The sequence below is a fragment of the Sinorhizobium fredii genome, assembly GCF_002944405.1.
GTDB lineage: Bacteria > Pseudomonadota > Alphaproteobacteria > Rhizobiales > Rhizobiaceae > Sinorhizobium > Sinorhizobium fredii_C.
In genome coordinates this window covers 516081-531617 of the sequence record NZ_CP024307.1, presented here as the reverse complement: position 1 = coordinate 531617, position 15537 = coordinate 516081, and the positions used below count along the sequence as shown (strand labels likewise).

The following is a 15537-nucleotide window of genomic DNA, read 5'->3' as shown; positions in this document are numbered from 1 at the left end:
TTCCGGTTGCAGCTTTGACCATCTCACAGCCCACAATTCATTAAACGTGGTAAACAAGCGGTTAATCGTCGGGATCTTTTAACGATTTATCCATCTGCGCCCGTCCTAATCTTCCTCGTCAGGTCTCTTCCGGGCCGACAACCGCCTCTTTCCAGATTTTTGCCACGCGCCAGATTTTGACGTTTACGCAAACGTCAAAATTTTGTAGCATCCTGCCAATCGTGCGAGGCCGAGAATTTCGGCTCGCGCACAAACAGCTCGAATCGGGCAAGCCGCGGCCAGCCCGAGAGGATATCAAGGCGAGGAAAGAATGCCCATTTACAAGGCTCCGGTCGACGACACCCTGTTCATCCTCAACGACGTGCTCTGCCTCGAGCGCTACCACAACCTGCCGGGCTTTGCCGATGCGACGCCGGACATGGTGGCGGCAATCCTCGGCGAGGCCGCCAGGCTCGCCGAGGAGGAGCTGTTCCCAATCAACCTTTCCGGCGACCAGGAAGGCTGCACGCGTCACGAAGACGGCACGGTCACCACGCCGGCCGGCTTCAAGAAAGCCTTCGATCTCTATCGCGAGGGCGGCTGGCTGGGCCTCGCGGCGCCGGAGGAATTCGGAGGACAGGGCCTGCCCTATGCGCTTCATACCGCGGTCGGCGAATTCCTGTCCGCCGCGAACATGTCGCTGATGATGTATCCCGGCCTGACCCAGGGAGCGATCGCTGCCATCCTCGTGCATGGCTCCGAGGAGCAGAAGCGCACCTATCTGCCGAAAATGGTCGACGGCACCTGGACCGGCACCATGAACCTGACCGAGCCGCATTGCGGCACCGATCTCGGCCTGCTTCGCACCAAGGCCGTGCCGAACGGCGACGGATCCTACCGGATCTCCGGGCAGAAGATCTTCATCTCCGCCGGCGAGCACGACATGGCCGAGAACATCATCCACCTGGTGCTCGCCCGCATCGAGGGCGCGCCGGAAGGCGTCAAGGGCATCTCGCTCTTCATCGTGCCGAAGTTCAAGCTCAACGACGACGGCCAGCCCGGCGAGCGCAACGGCGTTTCCTGCGGCGCGATCGAAGAGAAGATGGGCATTCACGGCAACTCCACCTGCGTCATGAACTATGACGAGGCGACGGGCTATCTGATCGGCGCGGAGAACAGGGGTCTGAGCGCCATGTTCGTGATGATGAACGAGGCCCGCCTTGCCGTCGGCATGCAGGGACTGGCGATCGCCGAAATCGCCTATCAGAACGCCGCGAATTATGCCCGCGACCGCCTCCAGGGCCGCTCGCTTTCCGGCGTTAAGGCGCCCGACCAAAAGGCGGACCCGATCATCGTCCACCCGGACGTGCGCCGCACGCTGATGACGATCAGGGCCTTCAACGAGGCCGGCCGCGCCTTCACCCTCTGGACGGCGCTGAAGTCCGACATCGCCCACCGCTCCGACAACGAACAGGAGCGGCAGGCGGCCGACGACATTCTCGGCCTGATGACGCCGATCCTCAAGGGCGTGCTGACCGACAAGGGCTTCGACCACACGGTGATGGCGCAGCAGGTGTTCGGTGGCCATGGCTATATCGAAGAGCACGGCATGAGCCAGTATGTGCGCGACGCCCGCATCGCGATGATTTACGAAGGGGCGAACGGCATCCAGGCGCTCGATCTCGTCGGCCGCAAGCTGGCGATGAATGGCGGCCGCGCCGTCATGGCGCTGTTCAAGGAAATCGGCGATTTTTGCGAGGAGAACCGCGGCGACGATAGGCTCTCCGGTTACACCAAGGCCCTGAAGAAGGGCCTCAACGACCTGCAGGCGGCGACCATGTGGTTCATGCAGAACGCCATGGCGAAGCCCGACAATGCCGGTGCCGGTTCGACCGACTACATGCATCTCTGCGGCCTCGTCGTGCTCGGCTACATGTGGGCGAAGATCGCCAAGACGGCGGAGGATAAGCTTGCCGCCGGGGAAAGCGCGCAGGCGGACTATCTCAAGAACAAGCTGATCACGGCCAAGTTCTTCATGGAGCGCATCCTGCCGGAAACGGCACTGCGCAAGGTGCGCATTGAAACCGGCGCCGATACGCTGATGGCGCTGGACGCCGCCGCTTTCTGATTTCAGAGTGGAACTGGACGAGGAACGGCCTGCGGGGCGGCTTCCGCCCGCACTCCGTTCCAATTGATGATGCGCGGCCCGACGAGGCGCCGGCGAAAGGGAGATGAGACATGACGAAAGTCTTCGTTTACGACCACGTGCGCACGCCGCGCGGCCGTGGCAAGAAGGACGGATCGCTGCACGAAGTGCCGTCCGTCCGGCTCGCCGCCAAGGTGCTCGAGGCGGTCCGCGACCGCAACGGGCTCGACACGTCGACAGTCGACGACATCGTCATGGGCTGCGTCGATCCGGTGATGGATGCAGGCTCGGTGATCCCGAAGGCGGCCGCCTTCGAGGCCGGCTACTCGACGCGAGCGCCCGGCATGCAGATCTCTCGCTTCTGCGCCTCCGGCCTCGATGCCGTTAATTTCGGCGCCGCCAAGATCGCCCAAGGGGCGGATGACATCGTCATCGCCGGCGGCGTCGAATCCATGTCGCGCGTCGGTCTCGGCATGTCCGGCGGCTCATGGTTCATGGATCCCTCCGTCAACCTGCCGGCCTATTTCATGCCGCAGGGCGTCTCCGCCGATTTGATCGCCACCAAATACGGTTTCTCGCGCGATGACGTCGACGCCTATGCGGTGGAGAGCCAGAAACGCGCCGCGCATGCCTGGGAAAAGGGCTATTTCGCGAACTCGGTCGTGCCGGTCAAGGATCAGAACGGCCTGACGATCCTCGACCGCGACGAGCATATGCGTCCCGGCACCGACATGCAGGCGCTCGCCTCGCTCAACCCCTCCTTCCAGATGCCCGGCGAGATGGGCGGCTTCGAGGCCGTCGCCATACAGGCGCATCCGGAAATCGAGCGGATCAACTATGTCCATCATGCCGGCAATTCCTCCGGCATTGTCGACGGCGCCGCGGCGGTGCTGCTCGGCTCGAAGGCCGGCGGCGAATCCATGGGGCTGAAGCCGCGCGCCCGCATCCGCGCCTTCGCCAATATCGGCTCCGATCCGGCGCTGATGCTGACCGGCCCGGTCGACGTCACCGAAAAGCTGCTGAAACGCGCCGACATGAGGCTATCCGACATCGATCTCTTCGAGCTCAACGAGGCCTTTGCCGCCGTCGTGCTTCGCTTCTGCCAAGCCTTCGACATTCCGCCCGATCGCATCAACGTCAATGGCGGCGCGATCGCGATGGGCCATCCGCTCGGCGCGACCGGCGCCATGATCCTCGGCACCGTGCTTGACGAGCTCGAGCGCCGCGACCTCAACACGGCGCTGGTGACGCTCTGCATCGGCGCCGGCATGGGCACCGCCACGATCATCGAACGCGTCTGATCCGTCCCGGGAGAGAGAATATGTCTTACACGAACTTCAAGATCGAAACCGACGCAGACGGCATCGTACTCGTCACCTGGGACATGCCGGAGAAGTCGATGAACGTCTTCACCCAGGAGGTGATGGAGGAGCTCGACGCGATCGTCGACCAGACGACCGCCGACACCGCCGTCAAGGGTGTGGTCATTACCTCCGGGAAATTGTCCTTCTCCGGCGGCGCCGACCTCTCGATGATCAAGTCGATGTTCACGCTGCAGGCCGAGGAGAAGAAGAACGATCCGGCCAATGCCGCGCAGAAGCTCTTCAATCTCGTCGGCCGCATGACCCGGCTCTTCCGCAAGCTCGAAACCTCGGGCAAGCCTTGGGTCTCGGCGATCAACGGCACCTGCATGGGCGGCGCCTTCGAGCTGTCGCTCGCCTGCCACGGCCGCGTCGCTTCCAATTCGAAATCCGTGAAGATCGCCCTCCCCGAGGTCAAGGTCGGCATTTTTCCGGGCGCCGGCGGCACGCAGCGCGTGCCGCGGCTTACCAACACGCAGGACGCGCTGCAGATGATGACCACCGGTTCGTCGCTGACCGCTGCACGCGCCAAGGCCATGGGTCTCGTGCACGAGGTGGTCGAGCCGGAGAAGCTGATCGAGGCCGCCAAGGCGATGATCAAGAACGGTTTGAAGGCCGTGCAGCCCTGGGACGAGAAAGGCTTCAAGCTTCCGGGCGGCGGCGTCTGGACGCCCGCCTCGGCCCAACTCTGGCCGGCGGCTTCCGCCATTCTTCGTCGCGAGACCTACGGCAACTATCCGGGCGCGATCGCCATCTTGAAATGCGTCTACGAAGGGCTGCAAGTGCCGTTCGATACCGGCCTCAAGATCGAGCAGCGCTATTTCACCGAAATCCTGCAGACCACCGAGGCCTTCTCGATGATCCGCTCGCTGTTCGTTTCGATGCAGGAACTCGGCAAGGGCGCGCGTCGCCCGGCCGGCGTGCCGAAGTCCGAATTCAAGAAGGTCGGCGTCGTCGGGGCCGGCTTCATGGGTGCCTCGATCGCCTATGTGACGGCTGCCGCCGGCATTCCGGTCACCCTCATCGACCGCGACATGGAAGCGGCCGAGAAGGGCAAGGCGCATTCGGAAGGCCTGGCTAGGGATTCCGTCGGCAAGGGCCGGCTGACGAAGGAAGAGGGCGAAGCACTGCTCGCCCGGATCACGCCGTCTGCCGATTATGGCGACCTCAAGGATGCCGGTCTCGTCGTCGAGGCGGTGTTCGAGGACCGGCAGGTCAAGAAGGACGTGATCGAAAAGGTCGAGGCCGTCATCGCACCCGACGCGATCTTCGCCTCGAACACCTCGACGCTGCCAATCACCGGGCTTGCCAAGAACTCGAAGCGGCCGGAGCAGTTCATCGGCGTCCATTTCTTCTCGCCGGTCGAGAAGATGATGCTGACCGAAGTGATCCTCGGCAAGGAGACCGGCGACCGTGCGCTTGCCACGGCACTCGACTATGTCGCGGCGATCAAGAAGACGCCGATCGTCGTCAACGACACCCGCGGCTTCTACGTCAACCGCTGCGTCTTCCGCTATATCCACGAAGCCTATGATATGCTGATCGATGGCGTGCCCCCGGCGATGATCGAGAACGCCGCCAAGATGGCCGGCATGCCGGTCGGGCCGTTGTCGCTCAACGACGAGGTGGCAATCGATCTCAGCCAGAAGATCCTCAAGGCCACCGTCGCCGATCTCGGCGAAAAGGCTGTCGACCCGAGGCACATGGCGCTGGTGAACAAGCTGGTCGACGAACTCGACCGGCGCGGCCGCAAGAACTGCAAGGGCTTCTACGAGTATCCGGCAAAGCCGGCCAAGAAGTATCTCTGGCCGGGCCTCAAGGACCTCTACCCACAAAAGGCGGCCGACAAGGTCGATGTCGAGGTGTTGAAGCAGCGCTTCCTGGCAACGATCGCACTGGAAGCGGCCCGGACGATGGAGGAAGGCATCGTCACCGATCCGCGCGAGGCGGATGTCGGCTCGATCCTCGGCTTCGGCTTCGCACCCTATACCGGCGGCACGCTCTCCTATATCGACGGCATGGGCGCCAAGGCCTTTGTCGCGCTCTGCGATAAACTTGCCAAGGAGTATGACGAGCACTTCAAGCCGACGCCGCTCTTGAAGGAAATGGCCGAAAAGGGCGAGACCTTCTACGGACGGTTCGACCCCTACGGTGCGGCGCAGAGGGCGGCTTAAGCCGCTCGTTCTGGCATATGAAAATCCAAGGGCCGGCCCACTGGGCGCGGCCCTTTTTTGTTGTGCTGGTTCGTGAAGCGGCACGCGCGTCAGCCCGACTAGTTCGCCTTGTCGGCCGCCACCTCGCTCGATCGTCCTTCGGAGGAACTGGAGGAACCGCCATGTCGAAGGACAACAAGATCATCATCGAGAACGTCATCCGCCCCGGCAAGACCAACGCGGTCGACATCGATGTGTATGCCGCTATGAAGACGGCATTGCTCACAGTCATCCCCTCCGAAGCGCCCGGCCTGACGCTGGCTGAAATCCGCGCGCGGATCTTCGCCCATCTGCCGGAGGAGAAATTCCCCGGAGGCAGGGGCGTCTCCTGGTGGTCGAAGACCGTGCAACTCGACCTCGAGGCAAAGGGAGCGATCGTGCGGGAGAAGACGCGACCGATCCGGCTGCACAGGGGCTGACGCCGCGTTTCGTTTCGCCCCGTCCGCAATGTCGTTTTGCGCGGGCCCCCCGCGGCCTGCAGAGCGACGCTCACGTGGGCTCGCTCGTGCCAACACCCTCCGTCATCCTCGGGCTTGACCGGGTCAAGCCCCGGATGACGGAGCAAGGGGGACGCCGCGCCTATAAGCGCAATTGACCGGAAACAAGTCGCCAAGCTAGCGGCTGGGCTAAGTGCATCTGCAGTTATCGAAATCGAAGAACCAACCATGCCGCCGCTCTCCTTCGCACTCGCCATCCTGCTTCTGCTCGCAACGCCAGGGCCGACGAACACGCTGTTGTGGCTTTCCGGCGCGGCGGTCGGCATGCGCCGGTCCCTGCCCCTGCTTCTCGGCGAACTCGGCGGCTATCTGACGGTGATCGCCCCCGTGGCGGTGCTGGCGGCCCCGCTGCTTTCCGCCCATCCCGAGATCGGCCTTTTGCTGAAGCTTGCCGCCGCCTGCTGGATCCTCTTCATGGCGCATGCGCTCTGGACGATGAAGGCGCACAGCGCGAGTGAACGGCCGATCGCCTCCGGCCAGGTCCTCGCCACCACGCTCCTCAATCCGAAGGCGCTGGTCATTGCGCTCGTCATCATGCCGCAGCACGGGCTCTTGGCGATGCTGCCATGGTTTCTCGGCCTTGCGGCACTGACGCTGAGCGCCGGCGCGCTGTGGATCGCCGCCGGCAGCATACTCGCGCGCCTGCCGAGGCGGCCGGTCGGCCCACGTCTCCCGCGCCGCATCGCCGCTGCCTGCCTTGTCGCCTTCTCCTTCGGCATCGCCGGGAGCGCGCTCGCATCGATGCTATAGGCGATCCGCACGTCAGGCGGCTTCGGCCTTCTCGCCAAGCTCGGCCGCCAGGAAACCGATCAGCTGCTCCCAGCCGCTGCGGCGATACTCGACCTGGTCTAGGCCATCGAGAAAAGCCGCCTGCTCGGTGAATATGACGCGCGTGCCGCTTCCTTCCGGCACCAGCTCGACCGTGGCGATGGATGCGGAAATCGGCCGTTCGTCCTTCGCCATCGTATAGGCCGAAATGATCCGCCGGTTCTCGACGATGTCGAGATAGACGGTCTCGTTGAAGTAGAAGGTCTTGCCGTCCTGGCTGAAGCGGCCGCTTTCCCGGCCACCGACGCGGAAATCGTGGCGGTATTCCGCCACCGGCCAGTTGTCGGCCTTGACGAACCAGCGGTCGTGCGCAGCAGGGTGGGCAAAGGCATGAAACACCCGCTCGGGGGACGCTTTGAAGGCGCGCTCGATTGTGAAGCTTGCATGTTCGACGGAAGTCTGGGTCATCGCTTTCTCTCCTCCTCGGCGGCTTTGTGCCGGTGCGCCGCAAAGCTGATTGTATTATGAAAGCAGTTGCACTGTAGTGTCACTGCTGCAATAATGCAAGCGGTTTTGCAGGATGGGAATCGCCTATCCGCATCCGCCCTCCGGTAAAGAGACCAGAATGACTGACGACCACCGCTCGGCCTGCCCGATCAACCTTTCGCTCGAAGTCTTCGGCGACAAATGGAGCCTCCTGATCATCCGCGACATGATCTTCGGCGGCAAACGCCATTTCCGCGAGCTTCTGCGGTCGCAAGAGGGCATCTCCTCCAATATTCTAGCCGACCGGCTGAAAACTCTGCTTGAGATCGGCATGCTGACGAAGAGAGACGATCCGAGCCATAAGCAGAAGGCGATCTACAGCCTGACGGAGATGGCGATCGCCCTGGTACCGATCATGGCGCATCTCGGCGCCTGGGGTCGGCGCTACCTGCCGGTCAGCGAAGAACTGAGTATCCGCGCCCAACTCATGGAGGAAGGCGGCCCGGTCCTATGGGAGCGTTTCATGGACGAGCTGAGGGTCGAACATCTTGGCGCGCCCGGCGAGACGGAAGGTCCTACGGTGCGCCAGACGCTGCAGGCGGCCTATGAGAACGTCATGGCTCGCAAGGCCAAGGAACTCGTCAGGGCCGGCAAATAAGCCGTCCCCGGCCGCGCCCCTGCAGGCACAGGACTATTTTCCTGCTCTTCTTTACGGCCGATCCCGGCTTCGGTAAGGTACAATCAGGCTGAAGCGGAAGCGAAACAGTGTGCGGTTTTCAACCGTTGCGCCGCGTTTGCTGCACCGGCGGGGTGGATCGACATGCTTTCACATGACAGCATCTGGCGGGCGATCGATGCGCTGGCGGAGCACCATCAGCTCTCGCCGTCCGGTCTGGCACGCCGCGCGGGACTCGACCCGACCTCCTTCAACAAATCGAAGCGTCAGTCGCCCGACGGTCGCGATCGCTGGCCGTCGACGGAATCGATTGCGAAGGTCCTCGAGGCGACCGGCGCGACGATCGATCAGTTCATGGCACTCCTGCAATCCGGCAACGCTAGGCCGCCGCACTCCGGCCAGCCGGCCTCCGGCATTCCGCTGATCGGCTTCGCGCAGGCCGGCGCAGGCGGCTTCTTCGACGACGGCGGCTTCCCCGTCGGGCAGGGTTGGGACGAGGTCGAATTTCCGGTCGCGCCGCAGAGCAAATCCAGCGTCTACGCCTTGGAGGTCCAAGGCGACAGCATGCTGCCGCTCTATCGCGACGGCGACGTCCTGATCGTCGATCCGGGAGCGCAGGTGCGCCGCGGCGACCGCGTCGTCCTCAAAAGCCGCGAGGGAGAGGTGATGGCGAAGATCCTGGCGCGTCAGACGTCGCGCGGCGTCGAGCTTCTGTCGCTCAATCCCGACCACCCGAACCGCAGTTTCGAGATGAAAGACGTGGAATGGATCGCTCGGATCATCTGGGCCAGCCAATAGGAAAGCGTCGAGATGCGGCCGCAATTCATCTCCATCGCCGGCGGGCTCGCCGCCCTCGCCCTCTATACCGCAATCCTGCTCGGCGGGGCCGCCTCGATCCGCGGTCGTGAAAGCGCCGCCGCGCCCGATCTCGTGCTCGAGACGCCGGACGCCGCCATGATCGAGGAGCCGGCCGCGGAGCCGGTTCCGGCGGAGCAACCGCCAGCCGCGGCGGCGTCGCCGACCGCCGAACAGGAGGCGGCCGCCAAGACCTCCAGGACGCCGGTGCGACCCGTCGACCCAAATCTCTTTGCCATGCCGGAAGAGGGGCTTGCTAAACCGCTCGAGCGGATTGCGCCGCGGCCGCCTCTTTCGGCGCCGCCCGAAAAGAAGGCAACGCCGCTTGTCCTGCAGCGGCCCGTCGCCCTTGCCGCCGGTCTCGTCCAGACCGGCGACACGACACTGCAAATCAGCGACATCGAGCCGGAAAAAGCCGATCGGATCTGCGAGGGGGGCGGCAAGACATGGCCCTGCGGCATGGTCGCCCGAACGGCGTTCCGCAATTTCTTGAGGGGACGGGCGCTCGTCTGCTCTGAGATCGACGAGGAGCGCGAAGGCTCCGCCACCGCAAACTGCAGGGTCGGCAACATGAGCGTCGCCGAGTGGCTGGTCACGAACGGCTGGGCGATACCGATCCCGGGCACCGCCCTCGAAGCAAAGGCGGAGGCCGCCCGCAAAGCCAAGCGCGGCTTCTACGGCGGCGACCCGCGTGATCTGAGCCGGAGGCGGCTGGTGATCGACGAGCCCGCGGGCGCCGCGGACCTCGGCGAGACCGCGCGGGACTTGCAAGCCCCTGCGGGAACTCCTAACTGGGCTCCATCAATTTCAGGAGAATAGATGTCCGCGAGCCTCAGTCAGCACGAAGCCCTTGTCTATGTCATGGTCATGATGTCTGCCGTCGACAGGAGCATGAGCGACGACGAATTCGCACGGATTGGCGGGCTGGTGCGTTTCCTGCCGGCCTTCGACGGTTTCGAGGAAGACCGCCTGATCCATATCGGCCGCGAGTGCGCGGCCCAGCTCGCCGCGCCTGAAGGCCTCGACGTGACGCTCGAAATGGTTCGCGAATCGCTGCCGCAGCGCCACTACGAAACCGCCTACGCTCTTGCCGTCGAGATCGCCGCCGCTGATCAACGCATCCGCACCGAGGAAATCCGGCTGTTGCAGCTGTTGCGCGACCGTCTCGCCCTCGACAAGCTCACCTGCGCGGCGATCGAGCGCGGCGCGCTTGCCCGCTTTCGCAAGTAACGGCAACGTGTCTTTGCCCTTTCTCGGCAATGGTCATACCGTCGTCCTGTCGCCTCTTTCCTTAAAAGCCGCCTCTAGGAAGGAAGCGGCGATTCAAAGTGAACAAGCGGCCATAGGATCGGCGTGAAGAGTGAAATGCTTTTCCTTGGAATTGCTGAGCCGGTCTGGCGGCTCGGTGCCTTTGCGGTAATCTTCGCCGCGCTAGCAGCACTCGAACTGCTGCATCCGCGGCTCGAAAGGCCGGAACTGCTGCGGGCACTCAAGGCGCGTCGCTGGGCCACCAACCTGTCGATTCTTCTGCTCTCCTCCCTGCTAATGCGCATCGTCTTTCCGGCCGCCGCGACAGGCGTCGCGATCTGGGCCGGCTTGCGCGGCTATGGCCTCCTCCCAGCACTCGGCGTGACGGCGCCGCTTGCCGGTCTCCTGGCCTTCGTCGCACTTGATTTTGCCGTCTGGCTGGAGCACGTGGTGTTTCACAAACTGCCCATCTTATGGCTGATCCACCGGGTGCATCACGCCGACCCCGGGGTGGACGTCACGACGGCGCTGCGCTTCCACCCGCTGGAGATCCTGCTTTCGATGGCTTGGAAAAGCGCGGTCATCATCGCTCTCGGGGCGCCGGCACTCTCGGTGCTGGTCTTTGAAATCGTCCTCAATGCCGCCGCGATGTTCAACCACGCCAACCTGCGACTGCCGCCAAAATTTGACGGGGTCTTGCGGCTGCTGATTGTCACACCCGACATGCACCGCATCCATCACTCCGTGGAAAAGCGGGAAACGGATTCGAACTACGGCTTCAATCTCTCTCTTTGGGATCGACTGTTTTCGACCTATGTGGCACAGCCGGCAAGCGGCGACGACGGGATCGAGACCGGCTTAAGGGCCTTTGGACGCAGCGAGCCGACAAAGCTCGTCTGGTCGCTGATGCTGCCGTTCCGGCGCGGGTAAACGAGACGGGAGCAGGCCCTGCTTGCCAGCCGAGCCCGGCCGCTTGGCGTCAGTAGATGCCGTTCGGAAAATAGCGCAGGTAAATCTCTTCGAGCCTGCCGCTGCGCGAAAGCGCCAAGAGCGCATGGTCGATCGCCTGCGTCAAAGCGGGCTCGGTCGTGCGGTTCATGATCGTCAGCCCTTCGCCCAGAAAGCGCTCGGAAAAATAGGCGCCGTCCATCAGGGCGCAGCATCCCGCGGCGACGCTGCCGGAGACCCAGAAGGAGAGCTGCATGGCATCGGAGAAGGCGGCCGTCACGGCGCCCTCCCGCAGGGCGTTCAGTAGGGCCTGTCGGTCGGGGTAGGCTTTGGCCTCGAGCTTCGGGAAGAAGGCCTTCAGCATCGCTTCATGCGTCGTTCCGGCCACGGCCCCGACCGGCTTGCCGACGAGGTCGTCCGGTCTCTGAACCCCCTCGGCAGCCTTCCTGTTGAGGGCGAAACGGGCCGGCAGTTGCAAGAAGGCCCTGGAGAAGGCGAAACGCCGCCTTAGTTCCGGCGTCACGGCGATGCCGGCGACGATCGCCTCGCCCTGGCCCTGTTCGAGCGCCGGCATCAGTTCGGGATAGGTCACCGCCTGGATCTGGCATTTCGGTTCGATCTCCAGCTCGCGGCAGATTTCCCGGGCGAGATCGACGTGGAATCCCGAAAGCTTGCCCGACTGATCGATAAAATTGAAAGGCGGGAAATCGACCGTGGTGAGGAAGCGCAGCCGAGCCAGGCCGGTCAGATCGGGCTTGGCGATGCGCTCGCGGGCATCGAACAGCAGCGGCAGGTCCTTCGGCGCGCCGCCCGCCGCGGATGCGACGAGCACCGCCGCGACCGCCAGCAGCCCGATAGTTTTGTGAAAGGAAGCGCGCGTCATTACCATCCGATTCGCAAGCATTGAGCGGAACTTAGCGGGATGCTGCAGCGCTGACCATAGGCCGGCCCTCGGCAGGGCCGCGCATTCTTAAAGCCGGTCGGGCGAATACGGAAGGAAGGGAAAATGGAGCGGGTGATCGGGATCGAACCGACGACATCAAGCTTGGGAAGCTGGCGTTCTACCACTGAACTACACCCGCGTCTGAAGCGGAAATTTCCCCAATGGTCGCGATCTGTCAAGCGTCTAGATGATTCACTGCTCTATTGGAGCAGTGAATCATCCAGCTATTGGGCTCACTCGGCGCGAAAATGCTTGGAAAGCTTCAGGCCCTGCGCCTGGTAGTTCGAGCCGAGATCGATGCCGTAAAGACCTTCCGGACGCTCCAGCATGTGCTCGTAGATCAGCCGGCCGACGATCTGCCCGTGTTCGAGGATGAAGGGCACTTCGTGGCTGCGGACCTCGAGTACTGCGCGGCTGCCGCTGCCGCCGGCTGAGGCGTGGCCGAACCCCGGATCGAAGAAGCCGGCATAATGGACGCGGAACTCGCCGACCAGCGGATCGAAGGGCGTCATTTCGGCGGCGTAGAGCGGCGGCACATGAACTGCCTCGCGCGACACGAGGATGTAAAACTCGTCCGGATCGAGGATCAGGTCGTCGCGGCCGCGGCTATAGAGCGGCTCCCAGAAATCAAAAACGGCGTGCTCCGCCTTCTTGTCGACGTCGACCACCGACGTGTGATGCTTGCCGCGATAGCCGATCAGGCCGTCCGGGCCGGTGCCCTTGAGGTCGATCGACAGCGCAATGCCGCCGCCGGTGATGTTGGGCCGCTCGCTGGCGACGAGCACGTCGCTTTCGTGCAAGCCCAGCAGTTCTTGCTCGGAAAGAACGGAGTGGCCGACGCGGAAACGGATCTGCGAGAGACGCGAGCCGCGGCGAACGACGATCGGAAAGGTCCGCGGACTGATCTCGAGATAAAGCGGCCCGCTGTAGCCGGCGGGGATCTTGTCGAACTCCTGCGCCCTATCGGTGATGACGCGCGTGAAGATGTCAAGGCGACCGGTCGAACTCTTCGGATTGGCCGACGCCGACATGGTCTCCGGCAGCGTCAGGCTCTCCATCAGCGGCACGATATAGACGCAGCCGGTTTCCAGCACCGCGCCCTCGCGAAGATCGATGACGTGCAGCTTCAGGCGGTCGAGCTTGTCGGCGACGAGATGCGCCGGTCCCGGCATGAAGCTCGCCCGGACGCGAAACGCCTTGGATCCGAGCCGAAGATCGAGGCTCGCCGGCTGGATCTGGTCATCATCCAGCGGCTTCTCGCTCTTCAGACGTCCCGTGGCAAACAGCGCGGCAATTGCGCGGTCGGCCAAAATCCCTGTGTCGCGGCCCATTCCGATCCTCATTCTCAGTTGCCAGACAAAACCAAACTCCGGGAATTGACGCAAGCGCGGCCAGGCAGTATTGGAGCTTTATCCCGTGGTGATTTGGCCGGTCGGCTTGCAGCCACGTTAAACAAGTAGCTAAAAAGGCCGGGTGTCAAACCGGTCGTTTCGCGGCCGGTTTTTTTGTTCTGAAGGTGATCGTCGCATGAGCAAGACCTGGCGCCCGGCAACCCAACTCGTCCACGGCGGGACCACCCGCTCGCAGCACGGCGAGACCTCGGAAGCGATCTTCCTGACACAGGGCTTCGTCTACGAAAGCTCGGAAGCGGCGGAAGCCCGCTTCAAGGGCGAGACCGACGGCTTCATCTATGCCCGCTACGGAAGCCCGACCAACGACATGTTTGAGAAGCGCATGTGCATGCTCGAAGGCGCCGAGGATGCGCGCGCCACGGCCTCCGGTATGGCGGCGGTTTCGGCGGCGATCCTCTGCCAGGTCAAGGCGGGAGACCACATCGTCGCCGCCCGCGCCCTCTTCGGCTCCTGCCGCTGGGTGGTCGAAACGCTCGCTCCGAAATACGGCGTCGAATGCACGCTGGTCGACGGCCGCGAGCTTGCCAACTGGGAAAAGGCGGTGCGGCCGAACACCAAGGTCTTCTTCCTCGAGAGCCCGACCAACCCGACGCTGGAGGTGATCGACATCGCCGGCGTCGCCAGGCTCGCCGACCAGGTGGGCGCCAAGCTCGTGGTCGACAATGTCTTCGCGACGCCGCTCTTCCAGAAGCCGCTGGAGCTGGGCGCCCATGTCGTCGTCTATTCCGCCACCAAGCATATCGATGGCCAGGGCCGCTGCCTCGGCGGCGTCGTGCTTGCCGACAAGGAATGGATCGACGAGAACCTGCACGACTATTTCCGCCACACCGGCCCTGCCATGTCGCCCTTCAACGCCTGGACGTTGCTCAAGGGCATCGAAACGCTGCCGCTGCGCGTCAGGCAGCAGACGGAAAACGCCCGCCGCATCGCCGACTTCCTCGCTGAGCAGCCCCAGGTGGCGCGCGTCATCTATCCGGGCCGCAAGGACCATCCGCAGGCCGACATCATCGCCAAGCAGATGACCGGCGGCTCGACGCTGGTCGCCTTCGAGCTGAAGGGCGGCAAGGATGCGGCCTTCGCGCTGCAGAACGCCCTTGAGATCGTGCGGATTTCCAACAATCTCGGCGATTCCAAGAGCCTGATTACACATCCGGCGACGACGACGCACAAGAACCTCACCGACGAGGCCCGTACCGAACTCGGCATCTCGGCCGGAACCGTACGGTTCTCGGCCGGGATCGAAGACAGCGACGACCTTGTCGAGGATTTCGCCAAGGGACTGAAGTCGATCCGCGCCTGAACCGTCCAATTTCAGGTGACCTCAGCCGCCCGGCCCCGCCGGGCGGCTTTTTCATGACCCGTCACGAAAGGTGAGACGCGCGAGAACGATGCGCGACAGGGCAGTGTAGAGGCATAGGACGGCGAATATCGCCGCCAGCACAGGGAACCGGTGCGGAAACAGGCAGACGGCCACGAAGAAGACGATCGTCTCGGTCGCCTCCGCAAGCCCGGTGGTGAAGTAGATCGACTTCGCACCACGGATCTCGGTCGACAGTGCGCGCTTCTCGGCGATCGCGGCGAAGGCGAGGAAGCTCGAGCCGTTGACATAGAAAGCGAAGAGCAAGAGCCCCCCGGCAAACCCGTTGGCCGCCGGATCGGCGGCGATGAAGGCCAGCGGGATCGCGCCATAGAAGGCGAAGTCGAGAACGATGTCGAGAAAACCGCCGAAATCGGTCTTGCGGCTCGCGCGCGCCACTGCCCCGTCGAGGCCGTCGCAAAGCCGGCTCAGGAGAATGAGAGCCGCACCCGCCACGTAGTAATGCAAGGCAATCAGGACGGCCGCGGCAAGTCCAAGACAAAGGCCGGCGACCGTGACCGCATCGGCGCCCAAGCCCCGCTTGGCGAGGGCGGCGCCGAGCCGGTTCAGGATAGGATCGAGATGCCTGCGCGCCGCGCCGTCGAGCATATTCCCCTGCCTTGCGTGAAAATCGTAAGGACCCGTATA

The 15537-nt window shown here is 63.7% G+C and carries 15 protein-coding genes, 1 tRNA gene and 1 riboswitch; of the genes, 11 read left to right on the top strand and 5 right to left on the bottom strand.

The window, feature by feature from the left end; translation table 11 throughout:
- The first annotated feature begins 310 nt into the window (after positions 1–310).
- The 5 genes from NXT3_RS02570 to NXT3_RS02550 all read left to right on the top strand — a co-directional run bounded on the left by NXT3_RS02570 (position 311) and on the right by NXT3_RS02550 (position 6946).
- Positions 311–2107: an acyl-CoA dehydrogenase C-terminal domain-containing protein gene (locus NXT3_RS02570; RefSeq protein WP_037420445.1), complete on the top strand. Its 1797-nt coding sequence runs from the start codon at positions 311–313 to the stop codon at positions 2105–2107.
- Positions 2108–2217: 110 nt separating this feature from the next.
- Positions 2218–3426: an acetyl-CoA C-acetyltransferase gene (locus tag NXT3_RS02565; protein WP_097525608.1), complete on the top strand. Its 1209-nt coding sequence runs from the start codon at positions 2218–2220 to the stop codon at positions 3424–3426.
- A gap of 20 nt (positions 3427–3446) precedes the next feature.
- Complete coding sequence (locus NXT3_RS02560; protein WP_104838752.1) at positions 3447–5660, top strand: FAD-dependent oxidoreductase; 2214 nt, start codon at positions 3447–3449, stop codon at positions 5658–5660.
- A 161-nt stretch (positions 5661–5821) separates the two neighbouring features.
- A complete protein-coding gene (locus NXT3_RS02555; protein ID WP_037420456.1) occupies positions 5822–6118 on the top strand; it encodes a DUF6958 family protein in 297 nt (98 codons plus the stop codon).
- 246 nt (positions 6119–6364) lie between these two features.
- Positions 6365–6946, top strand: coding sequence for a LysE family translocator (locus NXT3_RS02550; RefSeq protein WP_104838751.1), 582 nt, complete (start codon positions 6365–6367; stop codon positions 6944–6946).
- A 12-nt stretch (positions 6947–6958) separates the two neighbouring features.
- Here the strand turns inward: NXT3_RS02550 and NXT3_RS02545 are convergent, their stop codons facing one another.
- The gene (locus tag NXT3_RS02545) at positions 6959–7432 is read right to left on the bottom strand and encodes an SRPBCC family protein (protein WP_104838750.1); all 474 of its coding nucleotides are present in this window, start codon (positions 7430–7432) and stop codon (positions 6959–6961) included.
- A gap of 157 nt (positions 7433–7589) precedes the next feature.
- Here NXT3_RS02545 and NXT3_RS02540 point away from each other — a divergent pair, with 157 nt between their 5' ends.
- The 5 genes from NXT3_RS02540 (at position 7590) to NXT3_RS02520 (ending at position 11159) form a co-directional block, all read left to right on the top strand.
- The gene (locus NXT3_RS02540) at positions 7590–8108 is read left to right on the top strand and encodes a winged helix-turn-helix transcriptional regulator (RefSeq protein WP_037420522.1); all 519 of its coding nucleotides are present in this window, start codon (positions 7590–7592) and stop codon (positions 8106–8108) included.
- Between the two features lie 162 nt (positions 8109–8270).
- Positions 8271–8924, top strand: coding sequence for a S24 family peptidase (locus tag NXT3_RS02535; protein WP_037420464.1), 654 nt, complete (start codon positions 8271–8273; stop codon positions 8922–8924).
- A gap of 12 nt (positions 8925–8936) precedes the next feature.
- Entirely contained in the window at positions 8937–9800 is an 864-nt protein-coding gene (locus NXT3_RS02530) for a thermonuclease family protein (RefSeq protein WP_037420467.1), read from the top strand.
- Entirely contained in the window at positions 9801–10211 is a 411-nt protein-coding gene (locus NXT3_RS02525; RefSeq protein ID WP_037420470.1) for a tellurite resistance TerB family protein, read from the top strand.
- 135 nt (positions 10212–10346) lie between these two features.
- Entirely contained in the window at positions 10347–11159 is an 813-nt protein-coding gene (locus NXT3_RS02520; RefSeq protein WP_104838749.1) for a sterol desaturase family protein, read from the top strand.
- Positions 11160–11208: 49 nt separating this feature from the next.
- Here NXT3_RS02520 and NXT3_RS02515 read toward each other — a convergent pair whose 3' ends face one another.
- The 3 genes from NXT3_RS02515 to NXT3_RS02505 form a co-directional block, all read right to left on the bottom strand.
- Complete coding sequence (locus NXT3_RS02515) at positions 11209–12060, bottom strand: transporter substrate-binding domain-containing protein (protein WP_097525603.1); 852 nt, start codon at positions 12058–12060, stop codon at positions 11209–11211.
- 124 nt (positions 12061–12184) lie between these two features.
- A tRNA-Gly gene (locus NXT3_RS02510) sits at positions 12185–12259 on the bottom strand.
- Between the two features lie 94 nt (positions 12260–12353).
- A complete protein-coding gene (locus tag NXT3_RS02505; protein WP_037420476.1) occupies positions 12354–13451 on the bottom strand; it encodes a 2'-deoxycytidine 5'-triphosphate deaminase in 1098 nt (365 codons plus the stop codon).
- A gap of 75 nt (positions 13452–13526) precedes the next feature.
- Positions 13527–13605, top strand: a riboswitch (SAM riboswitch).
- Positions 13606–13647: 42 nt separating this feature from the next.
- On the opposite strand from NXT3_RS02505, the gene NXT3_RS02500 reads away from it, so the two are divergent.
- Positions 13648–14832: an O-succinylhomoserine sulfhydrylase gene (locus NXT3_RS02500; protein ID WP_037420479.1), complete on the top strand. Its 1185-nt coding sequence runs from the start codon at positions 13648–13650 to the stop codon at positions 14830–14832.
- Between the two features lie 51 nt (positions 14833–14883).
- Here the strand turns inward: NXT3_RS02500 and NXT3_RS02495 are convergent, their stop codons facing one another.
- Positions 14884–15498 carry a CDP-alcohol phosphatidyltransferase family protein gene (locus tag NXT3_RS02495; protein WP_037420482.1) on the bottom strand — a complete coding sequence of 205 codons (615 nt, stop codon included), beginning with the start codon at positions 15496–15498 and terminating at the stop codon, positions 14884–14886.
- Positions 15499–15537 lie beyond the last annotated feature (39 nt).

Coding starts and splice junctions, on each gene's coding strand:
- NXT3_RS02570 (WP_037420445.1), top strand. CDS start 311: ATGCCCATTTACAAGGCTCCGGTCGACGACACCCTGTTCATCCTCAAC.
- NXT3_RS02565 (WP_097525608.1), top strand. CDS start 2,218: ATGACGAAAGTCTTCGTTTACGACCACGTGCGCACGCCGCGCGGCCGT.
- NXT3_RS02560 (WP_104838752.1), top strand. CDS start 3,447: ATGTCTTACACGAACTTCAAGATCGAAACCGACGCAGACGGCATCGTA.
- NXT3_RS02555 (WP_037420456.1), top strand. CDS start 5,822: ATGTCGAAGGACAACAAGATCATCATCGAGAACGTCATCCGCCCCGGC.
- NXT3_RS02550 (WP_104838751.1), top strand. CDS start 6,365: ATGCCGCCGCTCTCCTTCGCACTCGCCATCCTGCTTCTGCTCGCAACG.
- NXT3_RS02545 (WP_104838750.1), bottom strand. CDS start 7,432: ATGACCCAGACTTCCGTCGAACATGCAAGCTTCACAATCGAGCGCGCC.
- NXT3_RS02540 (WP_037420522.1), top strand. CDS start 7,590: ATGACTGACGACCACCGCTCGGCCTGCCCGATCAACCTTTCGCTCGAA.
- NXT3_RS02535 (WP_037420464.1), top strand. CDS start 8,271: ATGCTTTCACATGACAGCATCTGGCGGGCGATCGATGCGCTGGCGGAG.
- NXT3_RS02530 (WP_037420467.1), top strand. CDS start 8,937: ATGCGGCCGCAATTCATCTCCATCGCCGGCGGGCTCGCCGCCCTCGCC.
- NXT3_RS02525 (WP_037420470.1), top strand. CDS start 9,801: ATGTCCGCGAGCCTCAGTCAGCACGAAGCCCTTGTCTATGTCATGGTC.
- NXT3_RS02520 (WP_104838749.1), top strand. CDS start 10,347: ATGCTTTTCCTTGGAATTGCTGAGCCGGTCTGGCGGCTCGGTGCCTTT.
- NXT3_RS02515 (WP_097525603.1), bottom strand. CDS start 12,060: ATGACGCGCGCTTCCTTTCACAAAACTATCGGGCTGCTGGCGGTCGCG.
- NXT3_RS02505 (WP_037420476.1), bottom strand. CDS start 13,451: ATGGGCCGCGACACAGGGATTTTGGCCGACCGCGCAATTGCCGCGCTG.
- NXT3_RS02500 (WP_037420479.1), top strand. CDS start 13,648: ATGAGCAAGACCTGGCGCCCGGCAACCCAACTCGTCCACGGCGGGACC.
- NXT3_RS02495 (WP_037420482.1), bottom strand. CDS start 15,498: ATGCTCGACGGCGCGGCGCGCAGGCATCTCGATCCTATCCTGAACCGG.